The sequence below is a fragment of the Streptococcus sp. Marseille-Q7087 genome, assembly GCF_965111935.1.
On the sequence record NZ_CBCOPJ010000001.1, the window covers coordinates 1,197,982 to 1,220,807 of the forward strand.

At 39.4% G+C, this 22,826-nt stretch carries 20 protein-coding genes, 1 tRNA gene and 1 other annotated feature; of the genes, 3 read left to right on the plus strand and 18 right to left on the minus strand.

From position 1 onward, the window contains the following. Positions 1–10 precede the first annotated feature (10 nt). Positions 11–214, plus strand: coding sequence for a ferredoxin (locus tag ACWPVF_RS06300; protein ID WP_071788261.1), 204 nt, complete (start codon positions 11–13; stop codon positions 212–214). Between the two features lie 209 nt (positions 215–423). On the opposite strand, the gene galE is transcribed toward ACWPVF_RS06300, so the two are convergent. From galE to ACWPVF_RS06325, 5 genes are all read right to left on the minus strand, one after another. Continuing rightward, positions 424–1,443, minus strand: coding sequence for a UDP-glucose 4-epimerase GalE (gene galE, locus ACWPVF_RS06305; RefSeq protein WP_454385224.1), 1,020 nt, complete (start codon positions 1,441–1,443; stop codon positions 424–426). 101 nt (positions 1,444–1,544) lie between these two features. Continuing rightward, positions 1,545–2,645, minus strand: a complete 1,101-nt coding sequence (locus ACWPVF_RS06310; protein ID WP_454385226.1) for an NAD(P)/FAD-dependent oxidoreductase — start codon at positions 2,643–2,645, stop codon at positions 1,545–1,547. A gap of 16 nt (positions 2,646–2,661) precedes the next feature. After that, complete coding sequence (locus tag ACWPVF_RS06315; RefSeq protein ID WP_454385228.1) at positions 2,662–3,459, minus strand: Nif3-like dinuclear metal center hexameric protein; 798 nt, start codon at positions 3,457–3,459, stop codon at positions 2,662–2,664. Further along, on the minus strand, positions 3,446–4,123 hold the full coding sequence (locus ACWPVF_RS06320) for a tRNA (adenine(22)-N(1))-methyltransferase (RefSeq protein WP_454385230.1): 678 nt from the start codon (positions 4,121–4,123) through the stop codon (positions 3,446–3,448). The genes ACWPVF_RS06315 and ACWPVF_RS06320 overlap by 14 nt, the downstream gene beginning before the upstream one ends. Positions 4,124–4,223: 100 nt before the next feature. Continuing rightward, positions 4,224–6,560: a cation-translocating P-type ATPase gene (locus ACWPVF_RS06325; RefSeq protein WP_454385232.1), complete on the minus strand. Its 2,337-nt coding sequence runs from the start codon at positions 6,558–6,560 to the stop codon at positions 4,224–4,226. A gap of 131 nt (positions 6,561–6,691) precedes the next feature. Between ACWPVF_RS06325 and ACWPVF_RS06330 the strand changes: the two genes are divergently transcribed. Together ACWPVF_RS06330 and ACWPVF_RS06335 are read left to right on the plus strand one after the other, a co-directional pair. Further along, positions 6,692–7,441, plus strand: coding sequence for a lysophospholipid acyltransferase family protein (locus ACWPVF_RS06330; protein ID WP_414307564.1), 750 nt, complete (start codon positions 6,692–6,694; stop codon positions 7,439–7,441). A gap of 106 nt (positions 7,442–7,547) precedes the next feature. Then, positions 7,548–7,620, plus strand: a tRNA-Thr gene (locus tag ACWPVF_RS06335). A gap of 302 nt (positions 7,621–7,922) precedes the next feature. On the opposite strand, the gene pyk is transcribed toward ACWPVF_RS06335, so the two are convergent. From pyk to ACWPVF_RS06400, 13 genes are all read right to left on the minus strand, one after another. Further along, on the minus strand, positions 7,923–9,428 hold the full coding sequence (gene pyk / locus ACWPVF_RS06340) for a pyruvate kinase (RefSeq protein ID WP_045615481.1): 1,506 nt from the start codon (positions 9,426–9,428) through the stop codon (positions 7,923–7,925). A gap of 66 nt (positions 9,429–9,494) precedes the next feature. After that, entirely contained in the window at positions 9,495–10,502 is a 1,008-nt protein-coding gene (gene pfkA, locus ACWPVF_RS06345; RefSeq protein WP_000820878.1) for a 6-phosphofructokinase, read from the minus strand. An 81-nt stretch (positions 10,503–10,583) separates the two neighbouring features. Beyond that, positions 10,584–13,685 (minus strand): DNA polymerase III subunit alpha, encoded by a 3,102-nt coding sequence (locus ACWPVF_RS06350; RefSeq protein ID WP_454385235.1) that lies wholly within the window; start codon positions 13,683–13,685, stop codon positions 10,584–10,586. Positions 13,686–13,842: 157 nt separating this feature from the next. Next, positions 13,843–14,277: a hypothetical protein gene (locus ACWPVF_RS06355; protein WP_045615478.1), complete on the minus strand. Its 435-nt coding sequence runs from the start codon at positions 14,275–14,277 to the stop codon at positions 13,843–13,845. A gap of 210 nt (positions 14,278–14,487) precedes the next feature. Further along, positions 14,488–14,868: a lactoylglutathione lyase gene (gene gloA, locus ACWPVF_RS06360; RefSeq protein WP_045615477.1), complete on the minus strand. Its 381-nt coding sequence runs from the start codon at positions 14,866–14,868 to the stop codon at positions 14,488–14,490. Between the two features lie 57 nt (positions 14,869–14,925). After that, on the minus strand, positions 14,926–15,285 hold the full coding sequence (gene rplT / locus ACWPVF_RS06365) for a 50S ribosomal protein L20 (protein WP_000124834.1): 360 nt from the start codon (positions 15,283–15,285) through the stop codon (positions 14,926–14,928). A 50-nt stretch (positions 15,286–15,335) separates the two neighbouring features. Further along, positions 15,336–15,536 (minus strand): 50S ribosomal protein L35, encoded by a 201-nt coding sequence (gene rpmI, locus ACWPVF_RS06370; protein ID WP_003003453.1) that lies wholly within the window; start codon positions 15,534–15,536, stop codon positions 15,336–15,338. 32 nt (positions 15,537–15,568) lie between these two features. Then, positions 15,569–16,099, minus strand: a complete 531-nt coding sequence (infC, locus tag ACWPVF_RS06375; protein ID WP_006149857.1) for a translation initiation factor IF-3 — start codon at positions 16,097–16,099, stop codon at positions 15,569–15,571. Between the two features lie 15 nt (positions 16,100–16,114). Continuing rightward, positions 16,115–16,245, minus strand: a sequence feature (ribosomal protein L20 leader region). Between the two features lie 82 nt (positions 16,246–16,327). After that, positions 16,328–17,719 carry a peptidoglycan-N-acetylglucosamine deacetylase PgdA gene (pgdA, locus tag ACWPVF_RS06380; RefSeq protein ID WP_454385238.1) on the minus strand — a complete coding sequence of 464 codons (1,392 nt, stop codon included), beginning with the start codon at positions 17,717–17,719 and terminating at the stop codon, positions 16,328–16,330. A gap of 115 nt (positions 17,720–17,834) precedes the next feature. Continuing rightward, entirely contained in the window at positions 17,835–19,562 is a 1,728-nt protein-coding gene (ezrA, locus tag ACWPVF_RS06385; RefSeq protein WP_454385240.1) for a septation ring formation regulator EzrA, read from the minus strand. Positions 19,563–19,642: 80 nt separating this feature from the next. Beyond that, complete coding sequence (gyrB, locus tag ACWPVF_RS06390; protein ID WP_045615466.1) at positions 19,643–21,589, minus strand: DNA topoisomerase (ATP-hydrolyzing) subunit B; 1,947 nt, start codon at positions 21,587–21,589, stop codon at positions 19,643–19,645. Positions 21,590–21,603: 14 nt separating this feature from the next. Further along, positions 21,604–22,167, minus strand: coding sequence for an HAD family hydrolase (locus ACWPVF_RS06395; RefSeq protein ID WP_454385242.1), 564 nt, complete (start codon positions 22,165–22,167; stop codon positions 21,604–21,606). A gap of 109 nt (positions 22,168–22,276) precedes the next feature. Beyond that, complete coding sequence (locus ACWPVF_RS06400) at positions 22,277–22,825, minus strand: DJ-1 family glyoxalase III (RefSeq protein WP_454385244.1); 549 nt, start codon at positions 22,823–22,825, stop codon at positions 22,277–22,279. Between the last annotated feature and the right edge of the window lies 1 nt (position 22,826).

Sequence of the window (22,826 nt, forward strand, 5' to 3'; positions counted from 1 at the left end):
CAATATAAATATGAAGATTAGACTTATACCTGAACGCTGCATTGCTTGCGGGCTCTGCCAAACTTATTCAGAATTATTTGATTACCATGATAATGGCATCGTCCGTTTTTTCGATGATCCTGAACAATTAGAGAGAGAGATTACTTGCACCGACGACATTTTAGAAGCCGTTAAAAATTGCCCTACCCGCGCTCTAATCACAGAAGAATCTTGAATTTTGGTGGAGCATAGACTTCTATTTTCCACTCCCTCTAGTTTAGCATATTTTTATAGAAATTTATAGTCTTTTTACAGACTTATTTTATTCTATTTTTATTTGTTTATTGGATTTTTCTGTAACTGATAGATTTTTTAGTTAGTGTTTTCTATCGACTATTAAAAAAGAGGAAATTCTTCCTCTTTTTTCTATAATATCGCTTTTATTTAATCTTCAAATCCGTTTGGATGTTGACTTTGCCAACGCCATGCATCTTCACACATCTCTATAATACCAAGTTCTGCTTCCCAACCGAGCTCTGCTTTGGCTTTTGCTGGATCTGAGTAGCAAGCTGCGATATCACCCGAACGACGTTCAACGATACGGTAAGGAATTGGACGTCCGACTGCTTTCTCCATATTTTGGATAATTTCAAGGACAGAATAGCCTTTTCCTGTACCAAGGTTATAAATGTTTAGTCCTGAACCTTTTTGAAGTTTCTTAAGTGCTGCAACGTGCCCTTTTGCAAGGTCAACGACGTGGATATAGTCACGGACACCTGTTCCATCTACTGTATCGTAATCATCTCCAAAGACTTGAACTTGTTCTAACTTACCAACTGCAACTTGTGTAACATATGGCAAGAGGTTGTTTGGAATACCGTTTGGATTTTCTCCTAGGTCTCCACTCTTATGTGCTCCGATCGGGTTGAAATAACGAAGTAACACAACGTTCCATTCTGAATCGGCTTTATAGATATCTGTCAAGATTTCTTCAAGCATCAGTTTTGTACGACCGTAAGGGTTGGTAGCTGAAAGAGGGAAATCTTCTAGGATTGGAACTGTATGTGGATCTCCATAAACTGTTGCTGATGAGCTGAAGATGATGTTCTTACAGTTTGTCTCTTCCATAACTTTCAAGAGACTAACAGTTCCAGCGATATTGTTATCATAGTAGGCAAGCGGGATACGTGTAGATTCTCCTACAGCCTTCAAACCAGCAAAATGGATGACTCCTGTTGGTTCTTCATGTTTGAAAATATCACGAAGTGTATCTGTATCACGAATATCTGCTTCGTAGAAAGGAATTTCTACTCCTGTAATTTTTTCAACTACTTCTAGGCTTTTACGACTACTATTTACCAAATTATCCACGACAACTACTTGGTGTCCAGCTTGGACCAGTTCGATGACAGTGTGAGTTCCGATAAAACCTGCTCCACCTGTTACCAGAATTTTTTCTTGCATTTTATTTCCTCAATTCTTGGATTATTTTTTTTCATTTTACCATTTTTGATAGGGAAAGTCATTTACTTTCCTAATACTACCGTAAAAACTAGGTAAAAGATTTACGATTGTTTCTTTTTAATATATCTTTCAGTTAGATAATCTGCCGGATTTAATACTCCACTTCTCCCCTGAAGCATTTGGGCTAGATGATAACCGATAATAGGACCCGTCGTTAACCCTGAAGATCCTAGACCACTTGCTGTATAGACTCCTGATAAGGCTGGTACTTGACCAAAGAATGGAGAAAAGTCACTTGTATAAGCACGAATACCCACACGTTCTCCAGATGAAATCGCCTCAGCCAGGGCTGGGTAAAATGGACTCGCTGCCTCAGCCATTTGATCGAGCAAGGTTTCATCCACTGTCAAGTCAAAGCCCATGTCATTTTCATGGGTAGCTCCTAGAGATAATTTACCTTCTGGAAATGGGATCAAATCCCACTCTCCTTCTGGCATAACCACAGGGTAGGTTCCCATGTCTTGTGGCACTTGATAATCTCGGAGTTGGCCTTTTTGAGGACGAACATCAACCTCATAGCCTAAAGGCTCTAACATGTGTCCAAGCCAAGCTCCTGTGGACAAGATAACTTGGTCAAACATTTGGTTGTCTATTTGATAACCCGATGCTAAGGGTTTTAGACTGACCTCTTTCTTTATCACCTTCACTTGACTGGCTTCAAGCAAGCGACTAACTAAAAGTTGTCCATCTACTCGAGCCCCTCCAGAAGCATAGAGCAATCTCTCAAATCCCTCTAATCCAGGGAATAGGCTGCTTGCAGCAGCTTGGTCCAAAATGGCTAATTCGCCAATTAAGGGAGATTCATCTCTACGTTGCAAGGCTAAGTCATAGAGTTCCTCGAGCTTGGAATCATCTTTTTTGAGAAGAAAGACACCGGAGCGCTGGTAGAAATCAACCTTTTGACCGGATTTTTCTAAATCAGCCAATAAATCTACATAAAAATCCGCTCCCAAGCGCGCCATCTTGTACCAAGCTTTATTACGTCGTTTAGAGAACCAAGGACTGATGATTCCTGCAGCTGCCTTGGTCGCTTGTCCGTGCTCATGATCAAAGACAGTTACTTCGACATCTGCTTCTTTAGAGAGATAGTAGGCGGCTGTTGCCCCTACAATTCCTGCGCCAACAATGGCTACTTTTTTCATTGTCTTTACCTTCTAATTAGATATGGTGGAAAGGATTGGTCGATGCCTGACTTGCGATAACTTCGAGAGACCAAGCATTCTCTTTCTTCCATTCGTTCAAGAGTTCTGCTATTTTTTCGATAAAAAGTACTTCGATATAATGTCCCGGATCTAGAGATAACAAACCATCTGACAGCATATCTTGGGCAGTGTGGTAGTATATGTCTCCAGTAATGTAGACATCCGCTCCTTTTGCTAAAGCATCAGGATAGAATGATTGACCACTTCCACCACAGATAGCCACTCTTGAGATTGTTTTTTGCAAATCACTCTCATGATAATACACCATACGGAGACTATCTAGACCAAAGACTTCCTTAACATGGTCAGCAAGTTCTTTAAATGTTTGAGGTCTAATAGTTCCAATACGGCCAATCCCACGTTCAGGACCTGTCTCCTGCAGATAAGTTGTATCCTCAATACCCAATAGTTGGCAGAACCAATCATTAAGACCATTTTCAACAATATCGATATTAGTATGACTGACGTAGACGGCGATATCATGCTTGATGAGATTGATGTAAATCTGATTTTGAGGACGACTAGCTACCAAATCCTTGATCGGACGAAAGATAGGGGCATGCTTAACGATAATCAAATCAACACCCATTTCAATAGCTTCAGCGACTGTCTCTTCACGGATATCAAGAGCAACCATGACTTTTTGGATATCCTTATCTAGAGTGCCAATTTGCAGACCACGACTATCACCTTCCATAGAAAATTCTTGTGGGCAATAGGCTTCATAACGCTTAATCACTTCACTTGCTTTCATGGAGCACCTCCTTGATGGCTTGAATTTTATCTGCTAGAACCTGACGTTCTTCTTGATTTTTTTCTGGAATTTGACTAAGGGCAAACTCAAGCTTAGCAGCTTCTTTTCGCCATTTGTGGATGAAGACTGGACTGCCTTCTTTGGACAAGAAGGGGCCAAAGCGGACATCAGTAGCTGATAGCTCCATTTCACCAGCTTCTACAACTATGATTTCGTAGAATTTCCCAGCTTCTTCTAGGATACTTTCTGCTATGATTTGAAAACCATGCTCTTGTAACCAACTACGTAACTCGTCTTCACGATTATTCGGTTGAAGAATCAAACGCTCAACATTGGCTAGTTTGTCCAATCCCTCTTCTAATATCGCAGCAATCAAGCGGCCACCCATTCCAGCAATAGTGATGACAGAAACTTGATCTCCTTCTTCAAAAGACGCCAAACCATTAGCTAAACGAACCTGAATTTTCTCAGTCAAACCATGACTTTTAACATTTGTAACTGCAGATTGATAGGGACCTTCTACAACCTCTCCTGCAATAGCACGTTCGATATGACCTTTTTCAACTAATTCAATCGGTAAATAAGCATGGTCGCTTCCTACATCTAGCAAAACGGCTCCTTGAGGTACAAAGGAAGCTACCGTTTCTAATCTCTTTGAAATCATCTTCTCTCACTTTCCAAAACTCTATTTCCCTTTATTATACCATATTTTATCTAGCAATCCTGTACCCAAAAAGACCGCAATCTAGGATTGCAGCCTTTCTTTATTTTTTAGCTTGATAACGACTTGTCAGGATGAAAATGACAGCAAAGATGACCATCATAATACCATAGACAGGTAATGTTTGTCCTGTCAATGTTGAAATTTCAAGCAATTTTTGAATTCTTGGAAATAGAGCTGTTCCAAGGAAGCCACCAACTGACCAAATAATCAAGAGGACACGCCATAGACTAAATGGCAAGCAAGCTCTAACTACAGACATGAAACCAATAGATGCCAATAGATAATACAGAAGTGTCGAAATTTCAATAGCTGACCAGCCTTGACTTGTTCCAAAAATTTTAACAAAGAGAACACTAAAGACTACCATCAAGGCACTTGGTAGTGCACGAAGCATGGATTTTCTGAGGAAGTTTTGTTCCACAGGTTTGATATTTCGTTCAAAGGTCAATACAAACGGCGGGAATCCTTCGACAAACTGGTCAATCATGGTAATCTGAATCGGAATAAATGGGAAAATCAAAATCCATTCAGTACGACCTAACAATGCACTCGAAATACAGATGACTGCTAGCAAGAAGGAATAGATGGTCTTAATTAAGAAAATCGGAGCGATGTGGGCAATGTTATTGACCACACGACGACCTTCGAAGAGAATCTCAGGAACATCATTGAAATCTGAATTCAAGAGGACCAGATTTGCAATCTGACGAGTCGCTGGATCTCCTTCAGCCATAACGATGGAACAGTCTGCCTCACGAAGAGCAAGGATATCATTGACACCATCTCCTGTCATGGCAGTCGTATGACCTGCTTTTTTCAAAGTTTGGATGATTAGTTTCTTTTGATGAGGAGAAACACGTCCAAAAATCGCTGTCTCCTCAGCCATAGAAATCAATTCCTCGTCCGTGATTTTTGAACAATCTACATAGCTATGATAATCTGCAAAACCTGCTTTTTGAGCAATACTTGAAACGGTAACTGGATTATCACCAGAAATAATTTTCAACCCTACTTCCTGAGAACGTAGATAGTCTAAAGTTTCAGCAGCCCCTTCTCGTATGGGATCTAGAATCTCAAGCAGAGCCAAGGCTTGCATATCCGATGGTTTCTGCGGTTTGTGGTGATCAAGTTTTTCTTGACTTAGTGCCAGAACTAAGACACGAGACCCTCGTTCAAGAGCTTCTCTAGCCTCAGGAACTTCAGCATCCAACAACATCTCTGGTGCGCCTAGGAAAACAGTTCCTAGACCTTCCAATTCCATCGCTCCCCATTTTCGATCACTAGAAAATGGAAGATTAGAAATCATCGGATAAACTACCTCTCCCGCAAAACGCTTTCGAATAGCTTGGGCAGTTGGATTTTTATCCTCACTGTGTGCTATATAGCTGGTTAATATTTTGTCAATGGCATCTTTATCATAAGCCTGGGTCAGAGGAAGAACTGTCTCAACCTGCATCTTTCCTTGAGTAATGGTTCCTGTCTTATCCAAACAGAGCATATCCACACGTGCCAAGGTCTCAACAGAATACATCTCCTGCACCAAGACCTTCTTCAAACCTAGCTTGATAACAGCGGTTAAAAGAGAGGTAATGGTCAAGAGTGCGATTCCCTTAGGCAACATCCCCAAAAGAGCTGTAGAGGAATTCACCACAGAAGATTTAAGGGGTAAACCTTTTAAGACCAAAGCTTCAAGCAAGAGGGCAATTCCAAATGGGATAATGATTTTCCCAGTAAAGCCTGCAAGTTGATCAAGTGATTTCATGATACGGGAATTGATTGGTTTAACGGTCTTAGCTTCAAGCATGAGTTTAGCAGCATAGTTGTCTGCTCCAACATGATGGACCTGTGCTAAGACAGACCCACTTGCAAGAAAGCTACCTGACAACATCAAGTCTTCTACTTCTTTTTGTACCAAGTCACTCTCACCTGTTAACATGGCCTCATTGACTTCAGCAAAGCCTTCTAATACAACTGCATCGCTTGGAATCTGATCCCCTGCAGACAAGCGAATCACATCATCCAAAACAAGCTCTTCAGGGTCTAAAGCAATCTCCTGTCCATCACGAATAGTCGTAATCTTTTCTTTATTCAAGAGATTGAGTTTATCAACCATATGTTTAGCACGTAATTCAGTTACAATTCCTGAAAAAGCATTAAAACAGATAACCGCAAAGAAGACCAAGTTGCTCCAGGCTTGAACAAAAGCGAGTGCTAAGGCGATGGCAAAGTTTAATGCATTGAATAAAGTAAAGACATTTCGCTTTACAATCTGCCAGGTACTCGTACTAGCTGAAGCTTTGAAATCATTGACCTGTCCCTGTTTCTGACGATCTTTAACTTCTGATTGGCTTAAGCCCATAATTTTATTTTTATCCATAAATTCTATCATATCATTTTTTTTTGAATAATTCTAATTTCAAATAAAAAGCTTTTCCGCCTTAACAAAAAACATTTGCCTGTCCTAGTATGATAAGGTATAATAAAAGAAAGAAAACTGAAGGAGACACCATGTTTTATACTTATCTACGTGGGCTAGTTATGTTGATTTTATGGTCGATCAATGGAAATGCCCACTTTCACAATACTGAAAAAATTCAAAGTTTAGATGAAAATTATATCCTTGTAGCACCACACCGTACTTGGTGGGATCCAGTCTACATGGCCTTTGCGACCAAACCGAAACAATTTGTCTTTATGGCCAAAAAAGAACTCTTTTCAAATCGTATCTTTGGTTGGTGGATTCGCATGTGTGGTGCCTTCCCGATTGACCGTGATAACCCAAATTCTTCTGCCATCAAGTATCCAATCAATGTTCTTAAAAAAAGTAATCGTTCACTGATTATGTTTCCAAGCGGTAGTCGTCATTCCAATGATGTTAAGGGTGGTGTAGCTCTCATTGCAAAGATGGCCAAGGTTCGCATCATGCCTGTTACCTATACTGGTCCTATGACTCTAAAAGGGCTTGTCAGCCGTGAACGTATTGATATGAACTTCGGAAATCCGATTGATATCTCTGATATTAAAAAGATGAATGATGAAGGAATTGAGATGGTTGCAGACCGTATCCAATCTGAATTTCAACGTTTAGATGAAGAAACAAAACAATGGCACAATAACAAAAAACCAAATCCACTCTGGTGGTTCATCCGCATCCCTGCACTACTTCTCGCAATTATTATCGGAATTCTGACAATTCTCTTTACCTTTGTAGCAAGTTTTGTTTGGGACCCAGATAAAAAGAGAAAACAACTACAATAATCCAATCTTCACAAGCCTAAGTGGATTACTTGGGCTTTTTCTAGTTGTTTAGAGACTCATTCACATATTGACAAAAGGCTAAATCTATAGTATACTTTCTAGGTAAGCTGATTTAGCTCAGTAGGCAGAGCGCATCCATGGTAAGGATGAGGTCGCCGGTTCGATCCCGGCAATTAGCATCATTCATCAGTTCCTTTTTAGGGACTGTTTTTTTTCTTGACAAACTATCGCCCCTGTAGTAAAATAAAGTCTGCGATGAGTCGATATGTAGCGAGAGCTACAATTGCGCAAAGGAGGTCATTAACGCAGGAGCGGACCTTGAGAAATTGTGTGAACCGGTTTCTCACATGGAGATGCCTCTCATGCTTTCTGGTTTTCCAGAAAGCTTTTTATTTTTTAAAAAATCATTTTTAATTCCAATAACAAAAAAAGCCTATCACCCAAGCTCGAAAGCTTGATGTGATAGGTTTTCATTTTTTGATTAACGTACAGTACGGATACGCATTGTGTTTGTACGAACTGCTTCTCCAAGTGGCACACCAGCTACGATGATGATATCGTCACCAGATTGAACCAAACCTTGTTCAACAGCAATTTTTTCAGCAAGTTCAAACATATCATCAGTGTTTGAAGGACGTTCAGTAGTTACTGGAATAACACCCCAGTTCAACATCAATCCACGTTCAGTCAATTCATCGAAAGTAATTGCCAAAATGTCAGCATTTGGACGGTATTTAGAGATCAAACGTGCTGTGTGACCAGTCTTAGTCAATGTAACAACCAATTTGATATCCATTGAGTTTGCTGCATCTTTAACTGCTGATGCCATAACTTCTGTCTTAGAGTTACGTTCAAATGTATCTGAGTTCAAACGTCCGTATTCGTTAAGAAGAGTTTGAGCGTTCTTGTCGATTGTAGCCATTGTACGAACAGACTCAAGTGGGTATTTACCGTTTGCAGACTCACCTGAAAGCATTGTAGCGTCAGTTCCGTCGATAACAGCGTTAAATACGTCTGATACTTCTGAACGAGTCGCACGTGGTTTTTCAGTCATTGTTTCAAGCATGTTTGTTGCAGTGATAACAACTTTACCAGCAGCGTTAACTTTAGTGATGATCATTTTTTGGTAAACTGGAACCATTTCGAATGGTACTTCGATACCCATGTCACCACGAGCAATCATGATACCGTCAGCAGCTTCAATGATTTCGTCCAAGTTATCGATACCTTGTTGGTTTTCGATCTTAGCGAACAATTGAACGTGACCGTTACCAGTTTCTTCACAGATAGCACGAACTTCGTTAACGTCTTTTGCAGTACGAACGAATGAGATCGCGATGAAGTTGATACCTTGTTCAAGACCGAAGCGGATATCAGCGTTATCGCGTTCAGCAAGAGCTGGGAAAGGAATTTTAGTGTTAGGGATGTTTACACCTTTTTGTTTAGCGATAACACCGTCGTTTTCAACTTCAACGATGAATTCACGATTTGCGTCGTCTTTTTCTACAACGCGAAGACCAAGCTTACCATCGTCAACCAATACTTGGCGACCAACTTCAACGTCATCATAGATATCAAGAGCACCAGCAACGTTCAATGCAATCACTTCACGAGTTGATTTGATACCTTGTTTAGTTGCAACACGGATTTTTTCACCAGTTTTGTATGAGTACTCTTTAGCTTCACCTTCGAACAATTCAGTACGGATTTCTGGACCTTTAGTGTCAAGAAGGAAACCAACTTTTTTACCTGCAAGTTTTTCTGCAAGTTTAACAGTTGCCATACGGTCACCTTGTTCTTGGTGGTCACCGTGTGAGAAGTTGAAACGGAAAGTGTTAGCTCCTGCTTCAATCAATTGAGCAATGTTTTTAGCTGAAGCTTCAACGTCAAGTTTTTCACCCCAGTATCCGTCATCACCGAATTTTTTACCACCACGGATTTCTACCGCAGGACCCAAAGTTGCAACGATTTTTACACGTTTGTTCATGATTTTTGTGACTCCTTTATATAATTCGACCTTTTATGGTCATTCTACCAGATTAGTTAAAGTTGATTATGACAAGCTCTTATTCAAGTCAGATAGTTCAAGGTCAGCTTTGTGAGGGTTATTAACAACGATCTTACCATCAGCTGTTAGGCTAAACAAAGCTCCTTCTTCTGCAGTTCCAAGAATTGGATTTTCAACCATTTTCTCATTGCGAATACCAACAGCGACACCACCGATTCCTTGTTTAAGAAGTTTAACAGCGTGTGCTCCCATACGTGACGCCAATACACGGTCACGAGCAGTTGGTGAACCACCACGTTGGATGTGACCAAGTTCTGTTACACGAAGGTCACTTGTATCTCCAGCTTCTTTTAGTTTTTGACCAAATTCAGCCGCTGACATAACACCTTCTGCCAAAACGATAATGTTGTGTTTTTTACCGTGTTCATAACCAGCTTTGATGCTTGCTACGATATCTTCAAATTTGAAGCCTTCTTCAGGGATGATGATTTCGTCAGCACCAGTTGCGATACCTGCCCAAAGAGCGATATCTCCAGCGTTACGTCCCATTACTTCAACTACGAAAGTACGACGGTGACTTGATGATGTATCACGAATCTTATCAATCGCGTCCATTGCAGTCGTAACTGCAGTATCAAATCCGATTGTAAAATCAGTACCTACGATATCGTTATCGATTGTACCTGGAAGTCCAATAGCTGGGAATCCATGCTCAGTCAAGCGCATAGCTCCATGATAAGAACCATCACCACCGATAACTACGACACCTTCGATACCATGTTTTTTCAACTGCTCAATCCCTTTAAGTTGACCTTCAAGCTGTGCAAACTCAGGGTAACGAGCAGAGTGAAGGAAAGTACCACCACGTGAAATGATGTCTCCCACTGAAGCAGCATCAAGTGGATAAATCTCACCAGCAACCATACCAGCATATCCATCATAGATACCAAATACTTCCATTCCTTCTGAGATTGCTTGACGAACAACTGCACGGATAGCAGCATTCATACCAGGGGCGTCTCCACCACTAGTCAAAACAGCAATACGTTTCATTTGGTTTTGCTCCTTTTTCTTTTAACATTCTAACTGATTATACCATATTTAAAGTTAAAATTCTTTTATTTTCATTGATTTTTAACGATAAATCGTTTTCATTGTGATTTGATTTAAAGATTCTTGTAAGCTTGCGTCTTTTGTTACAAAATAACCTGGCAAAAGGACATTTTTTTGTTCATCCTCATAGCGAATGACAACAGGAATTTGTCCCTTGTATTGCTCTAAAATATGATAAATTTCAGAATCGTGGTCATGATTGGGAACTTGAATCCAAAAACGCTCACTCACTGCCTCTTTTAAATTGTTTAAAACTAATTGAAGACGACCATCTCTGGCTTGCACTTTTCCATTTAGGTAATAAAAATTTCCTTCGTGCAAAAGATTTTTAAATTGGCGGTACTGTTCAGAAAAAACAGTGACCTCCAGACTTGTTTTACTATCAGTAACTTTCAAAAAGGCCATATTTTCACCTTTTTTAGTTCGAATCACTCGGATAGATTGAATCTCAACGAGCACTGTAGCTGTCTGTCCCTCGGAAAGCTCAGATAAACTCACGATCGGATACAAAGGATTCTTCGCTAAAACCAGCAATGGGTGTTGGCTAATTCCAACTCCTAACCATTCCTGCTCTTTTTGGAATTTCTCAATATTTGAAAAGTCCTCTGTATCTGTCCAACTATAGCTAGAATCTGCAAAGAGGCTACCTAACTCTTCTACAAAGATAAATAGAGTTGGTAGGTTGGTTAAGATTTTTTGACGATTTTTCTCAAAGTTATCAAACAATCCAACTTCTACCAGAGGAATTAATAAACTCTCCTTTTGATAATTTTTGGGTAATCGTGTGATAAAATCTTCAACACTGCTAAATGGACGATGCTCGATAATCCAGTAGGCAAAATCACGGGGCATTCCCTTAATACTCTTAAGTCCTAGATGAATTGTCTTATCTGTTAGTTTATCTTGATATGGAACCGTATTGATAGAAAGCGGAGCTAATTCAAAGCCCATTTCAAGCGCATCTAGGATATAATCCCCGCTGGCATAATTGAGCATGACCTGATAGAAGATTGCTGGAAAATGTGTTTTAAAGTAGGCAAGCTGAAAGGCTAAGGCAGCATAAGCATAAGCATGCGAACGGTTAAAACCATAACCGGCAAATTTTTCCATTACGGCAAAAACTTCTTGAGCCTGTTTTTGTCCATGCCCTTTTTCGAGGGCCCCTTGGATAAAACTCTCCTCCATTCGGTGCATCTCAGCCGCATTCTTTTTCCCCATAGCACGACGTAACATATCGGCTTTCCCGAGGTTAAAACCAGCGTAACGCTGAGCTACTTGCATCACCTGCTCTTGGTAGAGCATAATACCATAAGTCGGAGCTAAGATATCTTCTAGCACAGGGTCCAGAACCGTAACCTTTTCTTTACCATGTTTTCTGGCAACAAAGTTATCTATATAGTCGCTCGCACCTGGTCGGTTCAAGGAAGTCGTCGCCACTACTTCTTCAAAATTTTGTGGTTTCACTCGCTTCAATAAGCGTATGGCCCCAGGTTGTTCAAACTGAAAGATTCCCTTGGTCTTACCAGCTGCAAAGAGGGCTAAGGTTGCCTTATCTTCAAGATCAATATCCTCAATTCTTAGTGAAATACCTTGAGTTTCATGTAAGAGCTCCTGCATTTTTTGAGCGAAGGTTAAGTTTCGTAGGCCCAAGAAATCCATCTTGAGCAAGCCATTTCCTTCAACTCCATGCGCATCATATTGGGTAATCAGCATATCCTCTCCATACTTGAGAGGGATATAATCTGTTAGATTTTTATCACTGATAACGACACCAGCTGCATGGATAGAAGTCTGTCGTGGATAACCTTCAATCTTTTTAGCAATAGAGAAGGCCTTTTGGTACTCAATCTTACTCTGAATGAGTTGTCTAAAACCTAGATTTCCTTCATAGGCTGTCGTTAGAGTATCTTTAGAGCCTATTTTTTTCGTAATGGCCGTCAATTCATATTCAGGGACACCATACCGTTTAAAAACATCTCGAATAGCCTGTTTGGCACCAAAAGTCGAGTAGGTGACTATCTGAGCAGCGTGAATACTACCATAACGATCACGAACATAGCGGATAAATTCAGGACGATAGATATCTGGAATATCAATATCGATATCTGGCATGGTGTAACGTTCACGATTTAAGAAGCGCTCAAAGATAAGATTTTTAGCTACAGGATCAATTCCAGTAATATCTAGGGCGTAAGCTACTAAACTTCCAACTGCGGAGCCGCGTCCCATCCCCATATAATAACCTTGAGAACGACCAAAACGTAAGAGGTCCCAGACAACTAAGAAATAGTCATCAAACCCCATATCATGAATCACAGATAACTCATCTTCTAAACGAACCTGATAATCTTGATTCCATAACCCTTTCTGCTTCAGCCCCTGAATAGCTCGTTCCCGAAGTTCTTCAACAGCAGGTCTCTCTGGATTGAAACGTGGAAGTTTGAGACTACTATCAATCTCGTAGGAAGTATACTTGGTCAATTTTGCAAGATTTTCCAGAGCGATTGGGAACTTTTCAAGAAAAGCCTGTTCTAGACGGTTAGCTGGTAAAAACAAGCCCTGTTGAGATTGAACATCAACCTCTCTCAAGGTCACGTTTTCCTTAATCGCTTTAAGCATCTGTAGGGCTTCCAAATCCTCAGGTTCGAAAGAATTAACTCGATAAAGCGGGAGGATGGCTTGAGAAAAATTCGATTGAGGTGTATCTGGATATACCCCGATATAGTAGTCATGTCCCAAATCTAAGCCAACAATTTCAGGATAGTAGGGAACAATAACACAGATATCCTCTAGGTAAGAAGAAAAATCAGTCCATTCTTTTTTACCTGTCATCTTTAGAGACGACAACTTCATCAGGTTTTGATAACCTCGGTTTGACAGGGCTAGAAAACGTAGATTGATCCATTCATCTTGATGATGAAGTGTCATCTCAAGACCTAATAAAGGCTGAATCCCCTGTTTTTGGCATTCTTTGATAAAATAATAGGCTCCATAGAGATTATCTTCATCCGTGATTCCAAGTGTTGAATATCCATATTCCTTCCCTAGACTAACATATCTCTTGATTGAAACCATGCTCTCCATAAAACTATAGACAGTTTTTGTATCCAGTTGGGCAATCATTCTTTCTCACCTCCCTTATTCTTTCTCTATTATACCATTTAAAAAATAGAAAAACAGATACTTTTGTTCTTATCAAACTAAAAAACCACAGCCTTAAAGTCTATGGTTTTATGATATGAAATAAGTTCGAAGAAGAGACGCGCCTAGCTTTTTTAATTTAGTTACTTGTATCTTTCGTTAAAAATATCCCGATTAAAACTAGAACTAAGGAGAGAAAAGGAAAAATCCTAAAAATCTGCCAATCCGGGTCGAATGCCAAAAGTCCTGAAAGCAAATAAAATCCTGCACTCGCATACAAGAAATTTCTATTTACTTTCTTGATTCCTATCTGTGTTAAGACAGTTGCTATAGCGTAAGCAATTAAATTAGGACCTAGAAAAATCAAGAATACAATTCCCCATGGACCAGCAACTAAAGCAAGAGATATAAATAGAAGAATATAGGTAAGCGCCAAATAAAATGAGAAAGATAGAAGAGCCGAGGGTTTCTTGACTGCTTTTGGACCATTCTTCATATCTTCCACCGAATTATTTTCTACAATTAGTTTATCTTCTTCTTTGTTTAGCTCTACATTTGGATTTTGGTCTGACATTTTTTTCTCCCACTAATTTGTTTAATTACCTTTATTATAGCCCAATTTGTCACATTAAGCTAGATAGAAAAAAGCCATCTATGTTAGTCTCAGACAAACGCTCACATTTGTCTGAAAGAAACTAACATAAATGACCTACACTACTCCGTATCAAGTTTTTCTGAGTCAGGTGAAATTGTCTAACTCAATTTGACAAATGAGGAGTTTTTATTATTTTTCACGAATCACTTCTACCTTGTATCCATCTGGATCTTTGATAAAGTAATAGTTTGGTTGAGTACCTGGAAGTCCTTTAGGTTCCGTTACTTCATAACCTTTTTCGCTATGTTCTTTGTGAAGAGCTTCAAGGTCAGGTGTACTTAGAGCGATGTGAGCAAAGCCGTCACCCACAACATAAGGCCCATGATCATAGTTGTAAGTCAACTCCAATTCATAATCATCACCGTCAAGACCTAGATAAACAATCGTAAAAGCATAGTCTGGAAAATCCTTGCGACGTAATTCCTTAAATCCAAAAGCATCTTGGTAAAAAGCAATTGATTTTTCAAGATTTTCTACTCGCAAGCAAGTATGTAACATTTTTGAAGCCATATTTTTCTCCTTTGTTTAAAAAAGACTGGGACAAATTTGCACCAGTCTTATGAATAATTATTTACCAAGTTTTGCTTTAGCTGCATCTGCAAGAGCTGTGAAAGCTGCTGCATCGTTAACAGCCAAGTCAGCAAGCATTTTACGGTTAACTTCGATCTCAGCCAATTTCAAACCATGCATCAATTGTGAGTATGAAAGTCCGTTCATACGAGCTGCCGCATTGATACGTGTGATCCACAATTTGCGGAAGTCACGTTTCTTTTGACGACGGTCACGGTATGCATAGTAGTAAGAGTTCATTACTTGTTCTTTTGCAGTACGGAACAAGATGTGTTTAGCTCCATAGTAACCTTTAGCTAATTTAAGAATACGTTTACGACGTTTGCGTGATACAACGCCACCTTTAACACGTGCCATTTATATTTCCTCCAAATATTTCCTAGAATTGTTTACTTACAAATACGCGATTATTTCAAGCGAGTAAGCATTGCTTTGATACGTTTGAAATCTCCTGCATGCACCATAGATGCTTTACGAAGATGACGACGTTGTTTTTTAGTTTTTCCGTGGAAACGGTGAGATGTATAAGCACGGAAACGTTTAAGTCCACCAGAACCTGTACGTTTGAAACGTTTAGCTGATGCGCGGTGTGTTTTTTGTTTTGGCATGATTTTTTCTCCTTTATTTAACTTTCTGACAATTATTTTTTGTCAGTTGCTGGCGCCAACTGCATGAACATTTGACGACCATCCATTTTAGCACGCTGTTCGATGATTGCAATATCTTGAGTTGCTTCAGCGAAGTCGGCTAAAACTTTTGCACCAATCTCTTTATGGGTAATCATACGACCCTTAAATCGAATGGAAACCTTCACTTTGTTCCCTTTTTCAAGGAACTTGCGAGCATTGCGAAGTTTAGTTTCGAAGTCACCCTTGTCGATAACTGGGCTCAAACGAACTTCTTTCACGGTCACAACACTTTGTTTCTTGCGTTGTTCTTTTTGCTTCTTCTGGTACTCAAATTTGAACTTACCGTAGTCCATAATTTTCGCAACAGGAGGTTTAGCTTGAGGCTGAATGAGAACCAAGTCCACGTTAGCTTCATCCGCAAGTGCTTGCGCTTCGCTTAGTGGTTTGATACCCAATTGCTCACCTTCAAGACCGATTAAGCGAACTTCGCGTACACGAATTTCATCATTGATGAATAAGTCTTGCTTTGCTATGGTTTTCACCTCTTTTTTTAGTTTAGAGAAAAACAAGAGCGGACTTGCTAACGCAAATCCGCACTACATGATTATATTTCATTTCTGAAACTTGATCTGTAGGGGCCAGACAACGTTAGTCGCAAGGCGAGAAGTTCTCACTTCTGCTTTTCTCATCTTGTATATGATATCAAGTTTTCCCCTACTTGTCAAGATAAAAATAATCTTTTTTTATATTATTTTAATTTACTCCAACTATTAGTTACGAGAATAATAAATACCATGTGGTTTCAAACCTATATTGAGTAGTTCTGATACAGTCACAAAGCTATAGCCTTGTCCTTGCAAATACTCGATAACCCTTGGTAGTGAATTTACCGACGTCTGATGAATATCATGCATGAGGATAATAGAACCATCAGTCGTCTGACGTTGAATCTCAGTTAAAATAGCAGCTTCATTCTTGCTCTTCCAGTCCAAACTATCGACATCCCACATAATAAAGCTTAAATCCAGGCTGTTGCGGATATCATCTGAAATGGCACCATACGGTGGACGCATCAATTTAGAGCTTTTCCCAAGAACTTTTGTAATAGCATCTTCTGTATCCGTGAGCTGTTGCTTGGCATCTTCCAATGACAGTTTTGTTAAAATTGGATGATTCCAACTATGGTTTCCAACTTCATGGCCTTCAGACTGCATACGTTTAAGGATTGACTCATTGCCTGCAATATTCTTTCCTTGTACAAAGAAGGTTGCTTTTATTTTGTACTTAGCTAAAATATCCAAGGCTTGTGGTGTTGTATTGCCATCGGGACCATCATCAAAGGTTAAGGCTACAACTTTTTTATGTTTTTCCGCTTGAACTTTTTTATAGAGTTCAGCATCTTTTTCTGTTAGATAGGATGTCTGAATAAAATCAAAGAAGTCTGAAATAGGCATCGCTATTTCTTCAACATTAGTCGTTGCTTTGACTGGATAAAGAACCAATTGGCTATCTTTATAAGTAAATTTCCAAGTTGTTAATTCTGCTGCTGAGAAATCAGCTGAAATTTGATCCACAACCGATTGCTCTACTTTTTTATCCTGAAGAGTAGACTTAAGATCTTCGAGTAATTTTTCCTTGGCTTTGCTTGTATCTGTGAAAAGTTGATCCAGTGTAAAGACAGAGCCATCTTCTTTTAGATAAAGCTGATTGAGTGTGGTATTTTCTAATTCGACGACATTCGAATTTGCTATGTCAAAAGTCTGCTTTTTAATCAATCGATTTTCAACTCCAGTTAAAGAGGAGTCCCCTTTTTCTGAGTAATAAAAAATCAATTGATCTTTTCCCTCTACTTTATCAGTGATATCCTTTATAATCTCATTCTTAACAGAGGAGATAACACTATCTCCAACCATTGGATAATAGGTGATAATCTCTGATTTTTCCTTGCGGAAATGCTCTTTTTGACTCCCCTGTGAGTAGGCGTCATCTTTTTCCTTCTTGAGACTCTCAATTTTCTGTTCAAAGACTTGTTTACTTAGCACTTTATATGTAATCACACTACCGAGCGCCAACATTGTGAAGAACAAAAGCAACACAAGGATTCCTAATTTTTTATTATTTTCCTTCTTAACTGTCTTTTGGAATGATCTCTTTTTTGTCATAGTCTTATCATATCAAATCAGAGCTATAATTTCAATGAAAATATTGAAGAAAGTCTTTTTTTATAGGAAAAGACAAGCAAAAGAACCCTAGCTAATTCTAGGGTTCTTTTAGAGATTAGAAACGAATACTTTCTCTTGTTTTCTCATAGGAAGTAACGAAACGACTGGTTACTCCTGGCTCAGCGACTTCTAAAGCTTGAGAGATTTTTTCGAAAGATGCTTGGTAATCAAAAGTTGTTTCGAAGATATTCAAAGCTTCTTGGAAAGCTTGTTGAATACGATCATCAAATGATCTATAACGGTTAGAATATTGAAGCAATTGTTCTGTCAATGTTGCATTTTGAACGATACTGTATGCTTCTTCTTCCAACATGTTCATATCATTTGTTGCAATCTCAAGAATACGATTGACAGATTCAATATTTACTTGCGCTTGTTCCAACTCAGCCATCAAGTCTTCTGTACTATGACTTGCATCAAAGAAGAGTTTCAAGAATTTTTGTGGAATTCCTGGAAGATTTCTCTTTTCCATATAGCGTTTAATCGTATGGAGACGATTGACGTATACATTTGCTTTTTGGCGAGCATTGATATCGTCTTTTTCGATCTGAACAAGACGTTCGCTGACACCGATTTGGTCATCTTCAATATCTTTCAAAGTAGATTGGAGATTTTCCAAACGTTCTTGCAAGACTGAGTATGCTTCTGAAACTTCTGATTGGTCGTTTGTCAATTCTTCGATTGTAGTGTTCAAGGCTGCAATATCTGCTTGCAGGCGACGAACTCGATTCACATCACTTTCTGAAATCAAGTAAGTTTTTCCAAGACGTTCGATATCTTTAACCAAAACTTGATTGTTTTCTTTCAAGTGTTGAAGATAGGTAGGTAAGGTAGTTACCAACTTCTCGAATGCTTTATGAGCTTCAATTTCACGAGTGAAAATATCATAAAGCGCATTGATTTCTTCTTGGATTTGAGTATTTTCATACTCTGCATTGTCCAATTCTAACTTGCGAATATTCTCGTGATTGTTTTTTAAGGCTTCATAGAGAAGTTGAAGACGAGATTCGATATCTGTTTCAGAGAAATGATAATTCTCATCTAAAAGTTTACGGTAACCAGCTTCTAAATCTTCAAGCTGATCTGGCAATTCACTAGTAAGTTTGGTCACAATCGCTGGAATTCTTTCAACGATATGTGTCAACGCAAGAATATGATTTTCTGCGTTATCCAAAATACCTGCTGCTTCAACCGGATCCCCTGATGAATTCAGAGTTACAAATTGAGAAAACTCAGATTGGATGTTTTCCAATTGTTTTTCAATTTCTGGAAGAGCTTGACCATATTTTTCAGAATCTTCTGCTACTGTATTTTGTAGTTTTTCAAATAAATCTAGAGCATGTAATACTCGTCCACTATTTTTTGATTCTTGTTTTTCCAAATCAGACAAAGCATTACGAATTTCCGTAATATCTTCTTCAACGAGTTTGATTTGACTTTCAATTTGATCAATCTGGTGTTTTGCCTTTAAAAAACGGAATGAACTATTGTAACCTTCAGCTTCAAAGAGGTTATTCTCAATATCCGCAAAAGAGTTGAGGGATAAATCTACCCATTTCTGATTCCATTCTCTAAAAGCAATCTGACTTTGACCAATCAGATGCATGTTTTTTACAGCATCTACCTCGTCATTCACAGGAAGGTTATAAAGTTCTTCTTTTCTTTCTTCTAATGTTGCAAGTCTACTTACATTACGTTTACGAAGCAAAATTGCTACTGCAAAGGCAATCAGAAGCAGAACTGCAATTCCAATCAAGGTAATAATCAACTGATTATCTGACATATCAAACTCCTTTTATACTTGACACAATTGTAATGATTATATCATATTTTTCAAGCCTTGGGAACTATTTCCCAATTTTTTTATACGTCAAGGGTACTGTACACAGCGTTTTCTTCAATAAATTCTCGACGTGGTTCCACTCGATCACCCATGAGCATATCAAAAATTTTATCCGCTTCAGCAGCGTCATCTACTGAAACGCGGGCCATGAGGCGATGTTCAGGATTCATAGTAGTTTCCCAAAGTTGATGATCATCCATTTCTCCAAGACCTTTATAACGTTGAATGGTTGGTTTTGAACGTCCTTCACTATAGCGAGCTAAAGCTTCCTGTAGACGGATTTCTTGATCTGCTCCAGGTTGGATGTATTCTTTAATCTCACTGCCGACCTTAACACCGTAAATTGGTGGTTGTGCGATATAAACATAGCCCGCCTCTAAAACAGGTTTCATATAGCGATAAATCAGAGTTAACAAGAGGGTACGGATGTGAGCTCCATCGACATCGGCATCCGTCATGATAACCAGTTTTTGGTATCGAGCCTTGCTAACATCAAACTCTGCACCAAATCCTGTTCCCATAGCTGTGAAAAGGCTACGTATTTCTTCATTGGCTAGTATTTTATCCATGCTTGCCTTTTCAACGTTAAGTATTTTCCCACGAATAGGCAAGATAGCTTGAAATTCACGGTCACGTCCTGATTTTGCAGAACCTCCCGCTGAGTCTCCTTCGACGATGAAAAGCTCAGTTTCAGCAGGATTATTTGATGAACAGTCAGCTAGTTTCCCTGGAAGATTTGAAATCTCTAAGCCAGATTTTTTACGAGTAACTTCACGCGCACGCTTGGCAGCAACACGCGCTTTCGCAGCCAAAATCCCTTTTTCTACGATGCGCTTAGCAATCTGTGGATTTTCCAAAAGGAAATCAGAAAATGCGTCGCTGAAAAGACGATTGGTAATCTTCACAACTTCACTATTTCCAAGTTTGGTCTTAGTTTGTCCTTCAAACTGAGGGTTTGGATGCTTCACAGAGATAACCGCTGTCAATCCTTCACGGACATCTTCCCCAGTTAGATTATCTTCGTTATCTTTTAGAAGTTTATTTTTACGAGCATAGTCATTAATAACACGAGTTAGGGCTGTACGGAAACCTTGCTCATGTGTTCCACCTTCATGGGTATGAATATTATTAGCGAAACTCATGACATTTTCATGGTAACCAGTTGTGTACTGCATCGCGACTTCAACTGTGATATCATCCATTTCACCATCTGTATAGATTGGCGTATCAAAGATAACATCCTTGTTTTCGTTGATGTACTCAACGTAGCTCGCAATCCCACCTTCGTAGTGATAATGCTTGGTCTGCTCAAGTCCTTCACGTTTGTCAGTGATAGAGATTTGAAGTCCACGATTCAAGAAGGCTAACTCTTGAATCCGTTTATTTAATTTATCAAAGTCAAATGTTGTTGTCTCTGTGAAAATTTCTGGGTCTGGAGTAAAGTGAACGATTGTTCCTGTTTTATCTGTTTCTCCAATCACCTCTAGGTCAGCCACAACATGACCACGACGGTATTCTTGGTAATGAATTTTTCCGTTTTTGTGAACGCGAACATCCAACTGAGTTGAAAGAGCATTTACAACGGATGAACCTACACCGTGGAGACCACCAGATACCTTGTATCCGCCACCGCCGAATTTACCTCCGGCGTGAAGAACGGTAAAGACTGTTTCAACTGCAGGACGACCTGTTTTTTCTTGGATATCAACAGGGATACCACGCCCATCGTCAATAACTGTAATTGAATCATCTGGCTCAATAAAAACTTCGATATGACTAGCGAATCCAGCCAAGGCTTCGTCGATAGAGTTATCTACGATTTCCCAGACTAGGTGGTGAAGACCCTCTTTCGAAGTTGAACCGATGTACATACCTGGACGCATACGAACGGCTTCCAGACCTTCCAAAACTTGAATTTGACTGGCATCATAATCTTGTGCCTGTTGGTTTTTAATATCTTCTGTCATGTTTCCCCTTTTTCTTACATGTCTATTGCTTGTTTTAACGCTACAACGTTCTCAAAGAGATAGGCATCTAAGCCTGCAGCATGTCCTGCCTCTACATCAATAGCACGGTCACCAATAACCAGCCCTGATGTTATATGATACTTATCACGCAAATAAATCATCGATTCAGGATTTGGTTTACGTTTAAATCCTGAACTAGCTGTCACTACTTCTGTAAAGTATGGTGCTATCTTTGTTTTTGAAAGAATCTCCAACACTTGATCATTTCGATGAGAAACCAAGAAATTACGGCCACCTTGGTCTGAAATCTTTTCCAAGAGCGCAGGAATCCCATCAAACAATACTGGGTGTTCAAGCTCACGGGCTTCATTTTCCTTATATTTCTCAAGAAAGTTTTCAATACCTGGAGCATACTTTTCAGTGGCGAAGGCAGTCGAAACCTTCAAAGCTTCGTAGACACTGTCGTGCTCCTGCTCAATTCCAAACTCTGCTAAGGTTTCTACAAAAGCTGCTGTAGAAGTTTCATAATTATCAAGCAGAGTACCACCTAGATCCCAGATGTAATCGTGATATTTCATACCCTTCATTATAGCATTTTTTTACGAAAAAAGCGACGTTTAGCTTGTTTTTGACATTAAAAAAGAGAAGAATCTTCTCAAGTAAGAAAGATCCTTCTCAGTTTCCTTATTATTTTTCAAATACGTCTGTATAGAGCATCCCATTTCTCAGAGATTCCGCATCTCCGCCAAGCGTATCAACTAAGTGATAGGCAAAAGCCAAAGCTGTTGCTGGACCACGGCTCGTAATGATATTGCCATCTACAACGACTGTTTCTTTATGGTAGTGACCGTCAGCAATTTGTTCTTGAACACCATCGTAGCAGGTGAAGTTTTTTCCTTCAAGTAGGCCTGCCCGATTTAAAGTAATTGGTGCTGCACAGATGGCTGCTAGCTTTTTCCCACCTTGATTAAATTTTTGGAGTTCAGAGATTAGCGACTCATTGTCCCGCAAGTGGGCAGAACCAGGCATGCCTCCTGGAAGGACAATCATGTCATAATCAGATAAATCACCGTTAAATACACGATCAGCTTGAACTTGAATAGCATGTGAACCTGTCACTTTTTCATCAAATCCGACCATATGACAGGTAATATTTGCACGACGCAAGACGTCTACGACTGTCAGGGCTTCGATTTCTTCAAAACCATTCGCTAGGATAACTGCAACTTTAGGCATA